The sequence below is a fragment of the Bradyrhizobium sp. B039 genome (assembly GCF_038965675.1).
Taxonomy (GTDB): domain Bacteria; phylum Pseudomonadota; class Alphaproteobacteria; order Rhizobiales; family Xanthobacteraceae; genus Bradyrhizobium; species Bradyrhizobium diazoefficiens.
In genome coordinates this window covers 538,073-551,769 of sequence record NZ_CP152416.1, presented here as the reverse complement: position 1 = coordinate 551,769, position 13,697 = coordinate 538,073, and the positions used below count along the sequence as shown (strand labels likewise).

At 65.1% G+C, this 13,697-nt stretch carries 11 protein-coding genes; 5 read left to right on the top strand and 6 right to left on the bottom strand.

All coding sequences use genetic code 11. The features are described 5' to 3' along the window. The 4 genes from AAFG50_RS02460 to AAFG50_RS02445 form a co-directional block, all read right to left on the bottom strand. Entirely contained in the window at positions 1-1,218 is a 1,218-nt protein-coding gene (locus AAFG50_RS02460) for a substrate-binding protein (protein ID WP_011083028.1), read from the bottom strand. Positions 1,219-1,222: 4 nt separating this feature from the next. Continuing rightward, positions 1,223-2,080, bottom strand: coding sequence for a branched-chain amino acid ABC transporter permease (locus AAFG50_RS02455; protein ID WP_011083029.1), 858 nt, complete (start codon positions 2,078-2,080; stop codon positions 1,223-1,225). A 36-nt stretch (positions 2,081-2,116) separates the two neighbouring features. Beyond that, the gene (locus AAFG50_RS02450; RefSeq protein WP_028175808.1) at positions 2,117-3,631 is read right to left on the bottom strand and encodes an amidase; all 1,515 of its coding nucleotides are present in this window, start codon (positions 3,629-3,631) and stop codon (positions 2,117-2,119) included. A gap of 164 nt (positions 3,632-3,795) precedes the next feature. Continuing rightward, positions 3,796-4,980 (bottom strand): substrate-binding domain-containing protein, encoded by a 1,185-nt coding sequence (locus AAFG50_RS02445; protein ID WP_028175807.1) that lies wholly within the window; start codon positions 4,978-4,980, stop codon positions 3,796-3,798. Positions 4,981-5,159: 179 nt separating this feature from the next. On the opposite strand from AAFG50_RS02445, the gene AAFG50_RS02440 reads away from it, so the two are divergent. Continuing rightward, the gene (locus AAFG50_RS02440; RefSeq protein ID WP_018643508.1) at positions 5,160-5,603 is read left to right on the top strand and encodes a MarR family transcriptional regulator; all 444 of its coding nucleotides are present in this window, start codon (positions 5,160-5,162) and stop codon (positions 5,601-5,603) included. Positions 5,604-5,914: 311 nt separating this feature from the next. On the opposite strand, the gene secA is transcribed toward AAFG50_RS02440, so the two are convergent. Continuing rightward, on the bottom strand, positions 5,915-8,755 hold the full coding sequence (gene secA, locus AAFG50_RS02435; RefSeq protein ID WP_028175806.1) for a preprotein translocase subunit SecA: 2,841 nt from the start codon (positions 8,753-8,755) through the stop codon (positions 5,915-5,917). A 353-nt stretch (positions 8,756-9,108) separates the two neighbouring features. Here secA and AAFG50_RS02430 point away from each other — a divergent pair, with 353 nt between their 5' ends. The 3 genes from AAFG50_RS02430 to AAFG50_RS02420 all read left to right on the top strand — a co-directional run bounded on the left by AAFG50_RS02430 (position 9,109) and on the right by AAFG50_RS02420 (position 11,792). Then, positions 9,109-10,032, top strand: coding sequence for a peptidylprolyl isomerase (locus tag AAFG50_RS02430; protein ID WP_028175805.1), 924 nt, complete (start codon positions 9,109-9,111; stop codon positions 10,030-10,032). 102 nt (positions 10,033-10,134) lie between these two features. Beyond that, entirely contained in the window at positions 10,135-11,376 is a 1,242-nt protein-coding gene (gene argJ, locus AAFG50_RS02425; RefSeq protein WP_028175804.1) for a bifunctional glutamate N-acetyltransferase/amino-acid acetyltransferase ArgJ, read from the top strand. 5 nt (positions 11,377-11,381) lie between these two features. Continuing rightward, the gene (locus AAFG50_RS02420) at positions 11,382-11,792 is read left to right on the top strand and encodes a (deoxy)nucleoside triphosphate pyrophosphohydrolase (protein WP_028175803.1); all 411 of its coding nucleotides are present in this window, start codon (positions 11,382-11,384) and stop codon (positions 11,790-11,792) included. Positions 11,793-11,907: 115 nt separating this feature from the next. On the opposite strand, the gene AAFG50_RS02415 is transcribed toward AAFG50_RS02420, so the two are convergent. Continuing rightward, positions 11,908-12,756, bottom strand: coding sequence for a methyltransferase domain-containing protein (locus AAFG50_RS02415; protein WP_028175802.1), 849 nt, complete (start codon positions 12,754-12,756; stop codon positions 11,908-11,910). A 139-nt stretch (positions 12,757-12,895) separates the two neighbouring features. Here AAFG50_RS02415 and AAFG50_RS02410 point away from each other — a divergent pair, with 139 nt between their 5' ends. Further along, positions 12,896-13,693 (top strand): ComF family protein, encoded by a 798-nt coding sequence (locus tag AAFG50_RS02410; protein WP_028175801.1) that lies wholly within the window; start codon positions 12,896-12,898, stop codon positions 13,691-13,693. Positions 13,694-13,697: the final 4 nt, after the last annotated feature.

Genomic DNA, 13,697 nt, shown 5'->3' with positions numbered 1-13,697 from the left:
TCAGCATTCCTTGGGATCGACGAGCCCGTCGCTGCGTCCGACGATCTCGTAGTTTCCGCCCTTGGCGACCGCGGTGTACATCTTCATCTTGCAGTGCCGCTTGCCCGGCACCATTTCGGCAGGTCCGCCGGGACCTTCGGCGATCTTGGCGTGGTCGAGCGCGGCGGCGACCGACTCGCGGTCGAGCTTGCCCGCTTCTTTCACCGCCGCTTCCCACAGCTTGAGGCCGCGATAGGTGCCGGTGGCGGCGCTGCCGGCGGCGAACAGGAAGTTGCCCGGAAAATCCTTCTCGTAGGCCGCCTGGATTTTTGCGTCGAACGGGTTCTCCTTGGTCAGCACCTTGAAATAGTCGAGGCAGCTCGCGAGGCCCTCGATCTCGCTCGCCTGATTGATGTTGAGCGTGTTCTCGTCATAGTAGACGCAGGCGAGACGGCCGCCGTTCTTGAGGAAGCCCGCTTCGTAGAGCTGCTTGAAGAACGGGCCGACGCCGGGCGGAATGACGGTGTTGAAGACGACATCGACCTTGTTGGAGATGATGCGGTTGACGGTCGAGGAGAAGTCGACCTGGTCGAGTGGATAGTACTCCTCGAACACGACCTCACCGCCGTTGGATTCGATCACCTTGCGGGCATAGACGTTGAGCGTATGCGGCCAGACATAGTTGGCGCTCGGCAGCGCGAATTTCTTGCCGCCGTTCTTGATCAGCCAGGGTATGAACTCGTCGCATTGCTGCGCCGGCGTCGGGCCGGTGCAGAACAGATAGGGCGTGCACTCCTTGCCTTCGTAGAGCTGCGGATAGATGTAGAGCGTCTTGCCGCGCGCCACGATCGGGTCCTTGATCGCGTTGCGCATCGAGGAGGTGATGCCGCCCAGCACCATGTCGACCTTGTCGCGCTGGATCAGCTTGCGCACGTTGCCGACCGCGACGGATTCGTTCGACGCGGTGTCCTCGATATAGAGCTCGAGCGGACGGCCGAGCATGCCGCCGGCGGCGTTGATCTCCTTGATCACCATTTTTGCGACGTTGGCGTCGGCATTGCCGGCGTACGCAATTGGGCCCGTTAGATCTGTGGCGATGCCGACCTTGATCGGGGCTTCGGCCGCATTGGCCCAGGGGGCCGGGATTACCCAGCTGCCGACGCCGGTCGCGACCGCGCCCGACGCAAAGGCGAAATTGGAGAGGAAGCGGCGGCGTGAGAGCTGCGTACGATCGAACATATGACTAAACCCCTTTGCCAGCGATGAGGCCCTGCGGCCGGAATTTGATGAAGATAATGGCGAGCACAAAGACGAGGACGTCGGCGACGACGGGCGCCATCACCCAGGGCAGCGCGGCACTCAGCGTGCCGATGACGCCGGCACCCGCCACCGGCCCGATGAAGGAGCCGACGCCGCCGACCATGACCGCGACAAAGCCCTGGATCAGGAAGCGCAGGCCGAGATCGGCGAACAGGCTGAAGACAGGCACGATCAGCGCGCCGGCAAGGCCGGCGAGCGCCGCGCCGAAGGCAAAGGTGGCGCCATAGATCAGCGGCGTGGAGATGCCGGAGGCGCGCGCCAGCGAGGGATTTTCCAGCGTGGCGCGGACGCGCAGGCCGAAGCTCGTGCGAGAGAGCAGGAGATAGCAGCCACCCATCACCAGCAGCGTGATGACGATGATGGTGAAGCGCCATGCCGAGATGTGCATCGCGCCGATGTCGATCGAGCCGCCGATCGGCTCGGGCACGGTGAGATAGAAGCCGCCGATCAGGCCGCGCACGGATTCGCGGATGATCAGGCCGAGCGCATAGGTGCCGAGCATCGCCACGATCGGCGCGGCGTAGAAGCGGCGGATGATCAGCGCCTCCAGCACAAAGCCGAGCGCGCCGACCACGAAGGGCGCCGCGACCATGCCGGCCCAGATCGGCAGGCCCCCGGCGTAGGCGAGATAGGTGATGTAGGCCCCGAGCAGGACGAACTCTCCTTGCGCGAAGTTGAAGATGCCCATCATGCTGGCGATGATCCCGAGCCCCAGCACGATCAGGACGATGATCGCGCCAAAGCTCAGGATCTCGAACGCCGCGACGAACGCGTTAGCCATTTGGTGCTGTTCCGTCCGTCTGCATCGACGCCTCGCTCACATCTTCTTCCAGTCGCCGATCTGCTCGAAGGCGTGCGCGGCGCGATAGATGGTCGATTCCTCGAACATGCGGCCGACCAGCATCAGGCCGACGGGCAGGCCGTCGACCATGGCGCAGGGCAGCGACATCGCGGGATGATGGGTGATGTCGAACGGCGCGGTGTTGCCGATCATCTCCAGCGCACGGGCGACGTAGTCCTCGCGGCTGGCATTGGGCTCCGGCAGCTTGGTTGCCTTCATCGGCGTCGTCGGCAGCAAAAGCAGATCGTAATCCCCAAACGCCTTGTCGTAGGCGGCGGTCAGCCTGCGGGAGATATTGAGCGCCTTGCCGTAGAAGCGTGGACCGAAATTGTTGTTGATGTAGGTGCCGAGCATCATGAACAGCTTCGTGGTCTCGGACAGCGAGTCGGCCTGCCGGCGCCAGCCGCGATGAAAATCCATCAGCGAGGTCGAATAGAGATCGCCGCGGCTGAGGCCGTAGCCGTCGCCGAACATCATGGTCTGGGTCAGGCCTTCGGTGCCGATCGGGGTCCAGATCGCGCCGCCCAGGAGATGCATCGGGATTGAGACCGTCTCTACGGTGGCGCCAAGATCCTTGAAGCGCTTTGCCGCCTCGCGCACGCTTTCATTCACCGCGGCTTCTGCGACCGGCTGCTCAAAGCCTTCCTTGAGAATGCCGATCTTCATGCCCTTGACGCCCTGGCCGAGCGCCTTGGTGTATTCCTCGACCTTCGGAGCCTTGATGCGCGGATCGTAGCCGTCATCGCCGGCGAGCACTTCAAGCAGCAGCGCGTTGTCAGCGACGGTCGCGGTCATCGGACCGGTATGGTCGACATAGATCTCGATCGGCATGATCCCGGTGTAAGGCACGAGGCCCCAGGTCGGCTTCATGCCGTAAATGCCGCAGAACGAGGACGGCATGCGGATCGAGCCGCCCTGATCGCCGCCGATCGCCATGTCGACCTCGCCGAGCGCGACCACGACGCCCGAGCCTGACGACGAGCCGCCGGCCGAGTACCCCATCTTGTGCGGATTATGCACGGGCCCGTAAGAGCCGGTATGGCTGCCGCCGGACAGGCAGAAGTGCTCGCAATGCACCTTGCCCTTGATCTCGGCACCGGCATCCAGCATGCGCGTGACGATGGTGGCGTCGAAATCGGGCACATAGCCCTCCAGCGTCGACGAGCCGTTGGTCATGGGCACGCCGGCCAGCATGATGTTGTCTTTCAGCGCGACGGTCTTGCCCTTGAGCTTGCCGCCGGCGGCGCCCTTCACCGTCGACTTGCGATACCAGGCGTTGCGCGGGTTCTCCTCGGGCGAGGGCCGATAGCCCGGCGTGCGTGGATATTTCACCTCCGGTACCTCGTCCGGCATCGCGGCAACGAGATTGTAGGCGTCGATCGAGCCCTGCATCAGGCCGCGGAACGAGGCGACGTCGTCGTCGGTGAGCGAAAGGCCGCACTGCTCGGCGACGCTGCGAAGTTGGGCGGGCGTGGGAAGGACAACTGTCACGGCGCTCTCCTTGAGGTTTCTTGATCCCTGGCTTTGGATGGAGGCCGCTCGCTCGCGCCTGCACGGCGCGAGCCAGCCGGCTTCGCCTCGATATTACAGACGGAAATATTTTCCTTTTCAAGTATTATTTCGAAGCTCGGCCGTGACGGACGAGCGGCCGGATCTCAGAGCGTCTTGATGAGCTTGAAGTCAAGACCGTCCGCTTCGGCAAGATACATCGGCATCTCGGCGCGGCCATCGCGGATGGTGACGGGTCCGCGGCCCGCCGAATAGACGGTGTTGCGCGCGGCCTTGAGCAGCGGGCGAAAGGCCAGCGAGCCGGCGCGGTTGGCCACGGATTCCAGGAACCGCAACCCCTCATAATTCGACTGGCCGACCGAGCCGACCGGCGGCGCGTGCGGGCCGAACATGGCCTGATAGCCACTTAGGAACTCGTCGTTGGCGCGCGAGGCCATGCAGTTGAAATAACCGGAGGCGCAGAACAAATTCTCGGTGTTGTCGGCGCCGATGCCGAGCAGCACGGTCTCGTCCATCGCGCCCGCGAGCCGCAGCGTCGAGGTGGCAAGCCCTGCCTCGGCGAAGGCACGGTTGAAGGTGATGCTGTCGGTGCCGATCAGCGAGATCAGCACCACGTCCGGCTTGGCAGCGTGGATGCGCGCCAGATGCGCCTCGTGATTGTCCTCGCCGACGGGAACGAACTCCTCGCCGACGACTTGGCCGCCGGCCTCCTTGATGTAGCGCTTCACCGCGCGATGCGACTGCCAGGGCCAGACATAGTCGCTGCCGATCAGATACCAGCGAGCCGCCTTCTTGACGTCGGCCAGCCAGTGGATGGCGGGGCGGCTCTGCCAGCGCGGCGTCTCGCCGATCGCCATCACGCCCGGCGTGCGCTCGCCTCCCTCATAGACCGGCGTGTAGATGTAGGGGATGCGATTGCCGGTGACCTTGCGCAGCGCGACGCGGACCGCGCTGATATGCGAGCCCATGATGAGGTCGACCTCGTCGAAGGCGATCGCCTGCTCCGCGCGCTGCACCACCTCGTCGATCGGGCCGCCGGAATCGTAGATCGACAGCTCCAGCTCGCGGCCCAGAATGCCGCCGCGCTTGTTGATCTCGGCGACCGCCAGCATCGCGCTGTTGGTGGAGGTCGGGCCCCAGATCCCGGGCGAGCCGGTGAAGGTGAGGAAATTGCCGATGCGCAGCTTGTTGCGCGCACCACGGCGCTTCATGAAATGCGCGTCAACCGGAGACAGGTCGAAGTCGGCCGCCGACGACGACAGATTCCTGAACAGCAAGGACGGCGGCAACGCCGGGCCGCCGTGAGCCGGGAAGTTTACCGTCGCGCGCACGCCAACTCCTGTCTGGCACCAGACCTGAAAGCACATTGAGCAGGCGGCCGCGGCTTCCGCCCTTTTGTTGGGCAATGATCCTATTTTGAAAATATTGAATATTCAAGAATTGAAGTGCATATAGATGCAGCATTGATTGCAAGACATTCACTCATTTGGGTCAAGACGAAGTCTTAGCCGTGGCAAAACCGTCGAAAGAAAACACTCCGATCACCGAACATCTCGCCTACCTGCTCGCGCAAGCCAACCGGGAGATCAACCGGCAGCTGGAACTGCGCTTGAGCAAGGAAGGTGTTCCCGTCGAGCAATGGCGCATCCTGAAAGTGCTGTCGGATGGCAACGGCCATTCGATGGGCGAGCTTGCGGACGCCGTGCTGCTCAACCATCCGACGCTGACCAAGATGATCGACCGCATGGTCTCCGACACGCTGGTCTATCGCGTGCAGGACCCGAACGACCGCCGCAAGGTGCTGATGTTCATCTCCGACCGCGGCAAGGTGCTGTGCAAGAAGCTCAACTCGCTCGCGGTGGACCAGGAGGAGCACATCCTGGAAAGCTACGGCGACAAGTCGACGAGCGAATTGAAGCGGCTGTTGGAGAGCTTGATCGACAGCTCGAATTGAGCTCGTCGTTTCGGACGCGATTTCTCAACCCACGTCGTCCTGGACAAGTGCAGCTCGAGACAACGCGCAGCTTTGTCTCGAGCGGAGCGCTGATCCAGGACCCATTACCCCAGGATTGGGTTTGACGCAGACTGCTAGTTGCGCTTCTTCGCGCGGTACAACGACTGCATGCTCTCGATAGATTCCGCGGTATGGATCCCGGCCTTCGCCGGGATGACGACGGAATGTGCTGCAGCGGTGTCGCGCTTAACTAGCGCCGCGGCGTACTGGATGCCCCGCTTTCGCGAGGGCATGACAGTGGGGCCTAGCGGTTACGCATACCGCCCGTGGCAGTGCTTGTACTTCTTGCCTGAGCCGCACGGGCAATCCTCGTTGCGGCCGATCTTGCCCCAGGATGCCGGGTTCTTCGGATCGCGCTGGGCGGCGTCGGAGGCCGGCGCGCCGAGCGTGACGCTGGCGAGCGCCATCTCGTCCTCGCCGGTGTTCGGGTCGAACTTGTGCGCTTCCATCGGCGGCAGCACGGGCGCTTCCTGCTCCGGCGGGACGATCTCGACCCGCATCAGCTGCGCGGTGACGGCCTCGCGCAGGTGCGCGCTCATCTCCTGGAAGAGATTGAAGGCCTCGGTCTTGTACTCCTGCAGCGGATCGCGCTGGCCGTAGCCGCGCAGGCCGATGACCTGGCGCAGATGGTCGAGCATGATCAGGTGCTCGCGCCAGAGATGGTCGAGCGTCTGGAGCAGAATGGTCTTCTCGACGTAACGCATCACGTCGGGGCCCCACTGCGCGACCTTGGCGGCCATGTGCTCGTCGGCGCGGTTCTCGATGCGGTTGAGCAACTCCTCGTCGGCGATGCCCTCTTCCTTGGCCCAGTCGTCGACCGGCAGGTCGAGATCGAGCACGCGCTTCAGCTCCTCCTTCAGGCCGGCAACGTCCCACTGCTCGGCATAGGCATGCTCGGGCACGTGCTTGGCGACGAGGTCGTCGATGAAGGCATGGCGCATGTCGGTAACGGTCTCGGCGACGCTGTCGTCCTTCATCAGCTCGACGCGCTGGTCGAAGATCACCTTGCGCTGGTCGTTCTGGACGTTGTCGAACTTGAGCAGGTTCTTGCGGATGTCGAAGTTGCGGGCCTCGACCTTCTGCTGCGCCTTCTCCAGGGCCTTGTTGATCCAGGGATGGATGATGGCCTCGCCCTCTTGCAGGCCGAGACGCTGGAGCATGCTGTCGAGGCGGTCCGAGCCGAAGATGCGCATCAGATCGTCTTCCAGCGACAGGAAGAACTTCGAGCGGCCGGGGTCGCCCTGGCGGCCGGATCGGCCGCGCAGCTGGTTGTCGATGCGGCGGGATTCGTGACGCTCGGAGCCGATGATGTAGAGACCGCCCGGCTTCGTCACGGTCTTGGCGGGCTTGGAACCCTTCGCCGGCTCGATCTCGACGATCTCCTCGGCCTTCAGCACGATCTCGCGGAAGCGCTCGACGTCGGCCTTGATCTGCTCGATCTTCCTGGCCTTCTCGGCCTCGTCCTCGATGCCCGCGGTTTCCTTCGGGACGCGCATCTCGAGCGAGCCGCCGAGCTTGATGTCGGTGCCGCGGCCGGCCATGTTGGTCGCGATCGTGATCGCGCCGGGCACGCCGGCTTCCGCGACGATATAGGCTTCCTGCTCGTGGAAGCGCGCGTTCAGGACCGCGAACAGCTTCGACGGCTTGCCGGCACGGGCCGCCGCATAGAGCTTGTCGAGCGCGTTCTCCTTGCCGAAATCGATCTGCTTGTAGCCGTTCGACTTGAGGAACTCGGCGAGCACCTCCGACTTCTCGATCGACGCCGTGCCGACCAGCACGGGCTGGAGCCGCGCGTTCGCCCGCTCGATCTCGGCGAGAATGGCGGCGTATTTTTCCTTCTGCGTGCGGTAGACCTCGTCGTCCTCGTCGAGACGCGCGACCGACAGGTTGGTCGGGATCTCCACGACCTCGAGCTTGTAGATGTCGAACAGTTCGTCCGCTTCGGTCGCGGCGGTGCCGGTCATGCCCGCAAGCTTCTCGTACATGCGGAAGTAGTTCTGGAAGGTGATCGAGGCCAGCGTCTGGTTCTCGGGCTGGACCTGGACGTGCTCCTTGGCCTCGAGCGCCTGGTGCAGGCCTTCCGAATAGCGCCGGCCCGGCATCATGCGGCCGGTGAACTCGTCGATGATGACGACCTCGTCGTCGCGGACGATGTAGTCCTTGTCACGGGTGAACAGCGTGTGGGCGCGCAGGGCCTGGTTGATGTGGTGCACGACCGAGACGTTCTCGACGTCGTAGAGCGACTCGCCCTTGAGCTGGCCGGCGTCGCGCAGCAGGGTTTCGATCTTCTCCATGCCGGCTTCGGTGAGCGTCACCGTGCGCTGCTTCTCGTCGACGTCGTAGTCGGTCTTGTCGAGCTTGGGCAGGAAGCCGTCGATGGTGTTGTAGAAGTCGGAGCGGTCGTCGAGCGGGCCGGAGATGATCAGCGGCGTGCGCGCTTCGTCGATCAGGATGGAGTCGACTTCGTCGACGATGGCGAAGAAGTGCGGCCGCTGGACCATGTCCTCGAGCCGGTACTTCATGTTGTCGCGCAGATAGTCGAAGCCGTATTCGTTGTTGGTGCCGTAGGTGATGTCGCAGGCATAGGCCGTCTTGCGCTCGGCATCGTCGAGACCGTGGACGATCACGCCCGTGGTCATGCCGAGGAAGCCGTAGATCTGGCCCATCCAGCCGGAGTCGCGGCGGGCGAGGTAGTCGTTGACGGTGACGACATGGACGCCCTTGCCGGCGAGCGCGTTGAGATAGACCGCAAGCGTCGCCACCAGCGTCTTGCCTTCGCCGGTCTTCATCTCGGCGATGTCGCCCTCGTGCAGCACCATGCCGCCGATCAGCTGGACGTCGAAATGGCGCTGGCCGAGCGTGCGCTTGGCGGCCTCGCGCACGGTCGCGAAGGCCGGCACCAGCAGGTCATCGAGCGTCTTGCCCTCGGCGAGCTGCTTCTTGAAGTCGGCCGTGCGGGCCTTGAGCTCCTCGTCGGAGAGCTTGATGAGCTCGGGCTCCAGCGCGTTGATCGCGTTGACGCGGGACTGATATCCCTTCACCCGCCGGTCGTTGGCGGAGCCGAAAAACTTGCGGGCGAGCGCGCCGATCATGCCTAGTTCCTGTGTTCGCGATTTAACCGCGTTGCAGCCAAGAAGTTGTCCCCCGCCTGCCTATCAACTCACCGTGACGCTGATGGCGCCAGAGCCCGGACTGCGGGGGGTCATCCGCCATATGGGTGGGAATTGGGCAAGTCTGGGTTCAACGGCCAAAAACGCAGCAAAATAAACGCCATCGCCATGGTCGCGACCGGGCAGAGATATGGCCCGGTCAGGGCCTTGTCAACGGCGGGCGCATTGCGGCTAATTCATCATTTTGACAGACTTTTCGCGTTGCCAAGCCCCCCTGAATTGGGCGAGTGTCCGCCCCGCTCGAGCAGCCCCCTGCTTCAACAAAAGGATTTTCCATGACCACCTCGTTCCCGGTAACCAAAACCGGCCTGCGCTTCGGCCTCGCCACCGCCCTCGTGGGCTGCCTTGCGCTGGCGCTGATCGCGGGTCCCGGCCGGGCTGCCGACGATCCGGTCCTGGCAAAGGTCAATGGCGCTGAAATCAAGAAGAGCGACGTCGCCATGGCCGAGGAGGAACTCGGGCCGAGCCTCGCCCAGATGGACCCGGCGACCAAGGACGAGAACGTCCTGTCCTTCCTGATCGACATGAAGATCGTGTCCAAGGCCGCCGAGGACAAGAAGGTCGCCGACAGCGAGGAATTCAAGAAGCGCCTGGCGTTCGCCCGCAACCGCCTCCTGATGGACAGCCTGCTCGCCAACGAGGGCAAGGCCGCCACCACCCCCGACGCCATGAAGAAGGTCTACGAGGAGGCCTCCAAGCAGATCACCGGCGAGCAGGAGGTGCGCGCCCGCCACATTCTGGTCGAGACCGAGGACGAGGCCAAGGCGGTGAAGGCCGAGCTCGACAAGGGCGCCGATTTCGCCGAACTCGCCAAGAAGAAGTCCAAGGATCCGGGCTCCGCCGACGGCGGCGACCTCGGCTTCTTCACCAAGGAGCAGATGGTGCCGGAATTCTCGGCGGTGGCCTTCGCGCTGGAGCCGGGCAAGATCTCCGACCCCGTGAAGTCGCAGTTCGGCTGGCACATCATCAAGGTCGAGGAAAAGCGCAACCGCAAGGCGCCGGACTTCGAGCAGGTCAAGGCCCAGATCGAGCAATACGTCACCCGCAAGGCCCAGGCCGACTACGTCGCCAAGCTGCGCACGGAAGCCAAGGTCGAGCGGCTGGACCAGCCCGCCGCGGACGCCAAGCCGGCCGACGCGGCCAAGCCTTCCGATGCGAAGCCCTCCGACAGCAAGATGGCGCCCCCTGCGAAGAAGTAAGAATTCGCTGTCACTTCGCGGACGCCAATAGTATCTAACGTCGCAATGGCCGGGCAAATGCCCGGCCATCTGCATATCCAGACCCCACCAAGGCGCCCCGCGATGTCCTCCTCCGTCTCTCCCCTCGCTCCCAAGACTGTTCCCGACATGCCCGTGATCGCGGGCGTCCGCCTTGCGACGGCCGAGGCCGGCATCCGCTACAAGAACCGCACCGACGTGCTTCTGGCGGTGATGGACAAGGGCACTGCGGTCGCCGGCGTCTTCACCAAGTCGAAATGCCCGTCCGCGCCGGTGGAATGGTGCCGCGCCAAGCTGAAGGGCGGCAAGGCGCGCGCCCTCGTCGTCAATTCCGGCAATGCCAACGCCTTCACCGGCAAGACCGGCCGCAGTTCCACCGCGCTGACCGCCAAGATCGCGGCCAAGGCCGTCGGGTGCAGCGAGAGCGAGATTTTCCTGGCCTCGACCGGCGTGATCGGCGAGCCGCTGGACGCGACCAAGTTCGACGGCGTTTTGGGGCGACTGGCCGAGACCGCCGAGCCCGGCGACTATCTCGCCGCGGCCAAGGCGATCATGACCACCGACACCTTCCCCAAGGTCGCGACCGCGACCGTCAGGCTCGGCAAGGCCAAGGTCACCATCAACGGCATGGCCAAGGGCGCCGGTATGATCGCGCCCGATATGGCGACGATGCTGTCGTTCGTCTTCACCGACGCGCCGATCGCGCCGGCCGCCCTGCAAGCGTTGCTCAAGAGCGGCGTCGAGGACACCTTCAACGCGGTGACGATCGACGGCGACACCTCGACCTCGGACACGCTGCTGGCCTTCGCGACGGGCGCGGCCGCCGAGCACGGTGCGCCCAAGATCAGCCGCGCCAGCGATCCCAGGCTGAAGGCCTTCGTCAAGGCCTTCAACCAGGTGCTCGCCAACCTCGCCGAGCAGGTCGCCCGCGACGGCGAAGGCGCGCGCAAGCTGGTCGAGATCACCGTCGAAGGCGCCAAGACCAAGGCGTCGGCGCGCAGGATCGCGATGTCGATTGCGAATTCGCCGCTGGTGAAGACCGCGATCGCCGGCGAGGACGCCAATTGGGGCCGCGTGGTGATGGCCGTCGGCAAGGCCGGCGAGCCGGCCGACCGCGACAAGCTCTCGATCTCCTTCAACGGCATCCGCGTCGCCAAGAGCGGCGCGCGCGATCCTGACTACGACGAAGCGCAGGTGTCGGAGGCGATGAAGGCGCCGGAGATCGCGATCAAGGTCTCGCTCGGCCTCGGCAAGGGCCGCGACCGCGTCATGACCTGCGACCTCACCAAGGAATATGTCGCGATCAACGGGGATTACAGGTCGTAGTCTGCATGACCCCTCTCAAGCTCACACTGGTTGTGGCCTGCGCGCTTGTCGATGCCGACAAGCGCGTCCTGATCGCGCAGCGCCCCGAAGGCAAGGCGCTGGCCGGCCTCTGGGAATTTCCCGGCGGCAAACTCGAGCCGGGCGAGCGGCCGGAGCAGAGCCTGATCCGTGAGCTGCATGAAGAGCTCGGCATTACCGTCGCCGAGCCGTGCCTGGCGCCGCTAACCTTTGCGAGCTACGGCTACGAGACCTTCCACCTGTTGATGCCGCTCTACATCTGCCGGCGCTGGGAGGGGATGGTCACCGCACGCGAAGGCCAGACCCTCGCCTGGGTCCGTGCCAACAAGCTGCGCGACTACCCGATGCCGCCCGCGGACATTCCGCTGATCCCGCATTTGATTGATTTGCTGATGTGAAGCCGGACCTCATCCTGAGGAGACCGCGAAGCGGTCGTCTCGAAGGATGGCCACACGGCAAGAGCGGGGCCTGCATGGTTCGAGACGGCGCTTACGCGCCTCCTCACCATGAGGATCACTCTTCCCCCGCCTTCTTCACTGCCTCCGCGAGGCTCGCCTTGGCCGACCCCGGCTTGAGCGGCTGCTGCTGGCTCGCATGCGGGGCCCAGCCTGAGAGCCAGATGATGTCGAATGTCGCGCGGATGCGGCCGTCGGAATCGGCAAAGCGTTCGGCATAGATCTCGGCCATGCGCAGCAGCGTCGCGCGCCGGCTCGGCGTGCGGCGGCGTTCGATCAATACATTGGCCGCGCCCATGCGCCTGATATCCTGCATCAGCGCGAAGGCATTGGCGTAGCGCACCACGACACGGTCGACGTCTGTGACCGGCAGCGCAAAGCCCGCGCGCTGCAACAGCGCGCCGATGTCGCGCAGATCGGCGAACGGCGCGACGCGCGGCGACACGCCGCCTTCGCATTCGGCTTCGGCGGCAGCAAAGGCCTGGCGCAGCTCGGTGAGGCTGTCGCCGCCGATCATCGCGGCCAGCAGCAAGCCATCCGGCTTCAACGCGCGCCGGACCTGCGCCAGCACGCCCGGCAGGTCGTTGACGAATTGCAGCGCCAGTGCCGAGACGACGAGATCGAGGCTCTCGGGCGTGAAGGGCAGCTTCTCCTCGCCGGTTTCGCCAAGTGCAATCCGCTGAAGTGACGGCAGCCGCGCGCGCAGGACCGCGAGGCCTTCACCGGGCGTCCAGAGATCGGCCGGAGCGTGAAACTCCCGCATCACCGCGGCGAGCCGGTCGGACATGTCCTCGGTCACCCGATCGAGCAGGAAGCTCACGGCGCCTTGCGCGTGCGCACGGCGCTGCCGCGCGTGCAGCAAGGCCCGATCGAACAGGGCGGGCGGGGTTTGCACGTTCTGAGCCATGCCGCTGGTTACGCCGATCCAAGTCGTTCTGGCAACCGTGTCCCGGACGCAGTGCGGCACCAAGTGACGCGCCGCGCTGCGTCCGGGGCACGAGACCGAGCCGCTTGAGCGGATTGTCGCAGAGCGCTAGCCTTCCCCCATGGAAGCCGACGCCGCCCCTTCCCGGTCCATCGCTACCCCTCTGCGTGCCGCGTGGACGGCCGGCCGTCACGCGCTGGCGCGCGCGGCACGGCTCGCGCTCGACATTGCGCTGCCGACCTTGTGCGTGTCCTGCCGCGAGCCGGTGGATGGCGAGGGCGTGTGCGCGGCCTGCTGGGCGCGGCTGTCATTCATCGAACGGCCCTACTGCCCTCGCCTCGGCATCCCCTTCGTCTACGATCCCGGTCCTGACATGCTGTCGATGGAGGCGATCGCGAGCCCGCCGGCCTACCAGCGGGCGCGCGCAGCCGTGCGTTATGACGACGTCGCGCGCGCGCTGGTGCACGCGCTGAAATACCAGGACCGCACCGATCTGGCGCCGGCGATGGGCCGCTGGATGGCGCGCGCGGGCGGCGAGCTGCTCGCCGGCGCCGACATGCTGATCCCCGTTCCCCTGCACTGGCGACGGGCCTGGCGCCGCCGCTACAACCAGTCTGGGGCGCTGGCGCGAAGCGTCGAGCGGCAGAGCGGGGTGAAAGTGCGAGGCGAGGTGCTGCGCCGGGTGCGCGCCACCGAGCAGCAGATCGGCCTGTCGCGGGCCCAGCGCGCCACCAATGTGCAGGGCGCATTCCAGGTATCTCCCGACCGTCAGGCCGAGGTGCAGGGCCGCCGCATCGTCCTGATCGACGACGTCCTGACGTCAGGGGCGACGCTGGATGCCTGCGCCCGTGCCTTGCTGCGCGCCAAAGCGGCCCAGGTGGACGTGCTGGTCTTTGCCCGGGTTGTGGAGGTCAGGTGAAGTC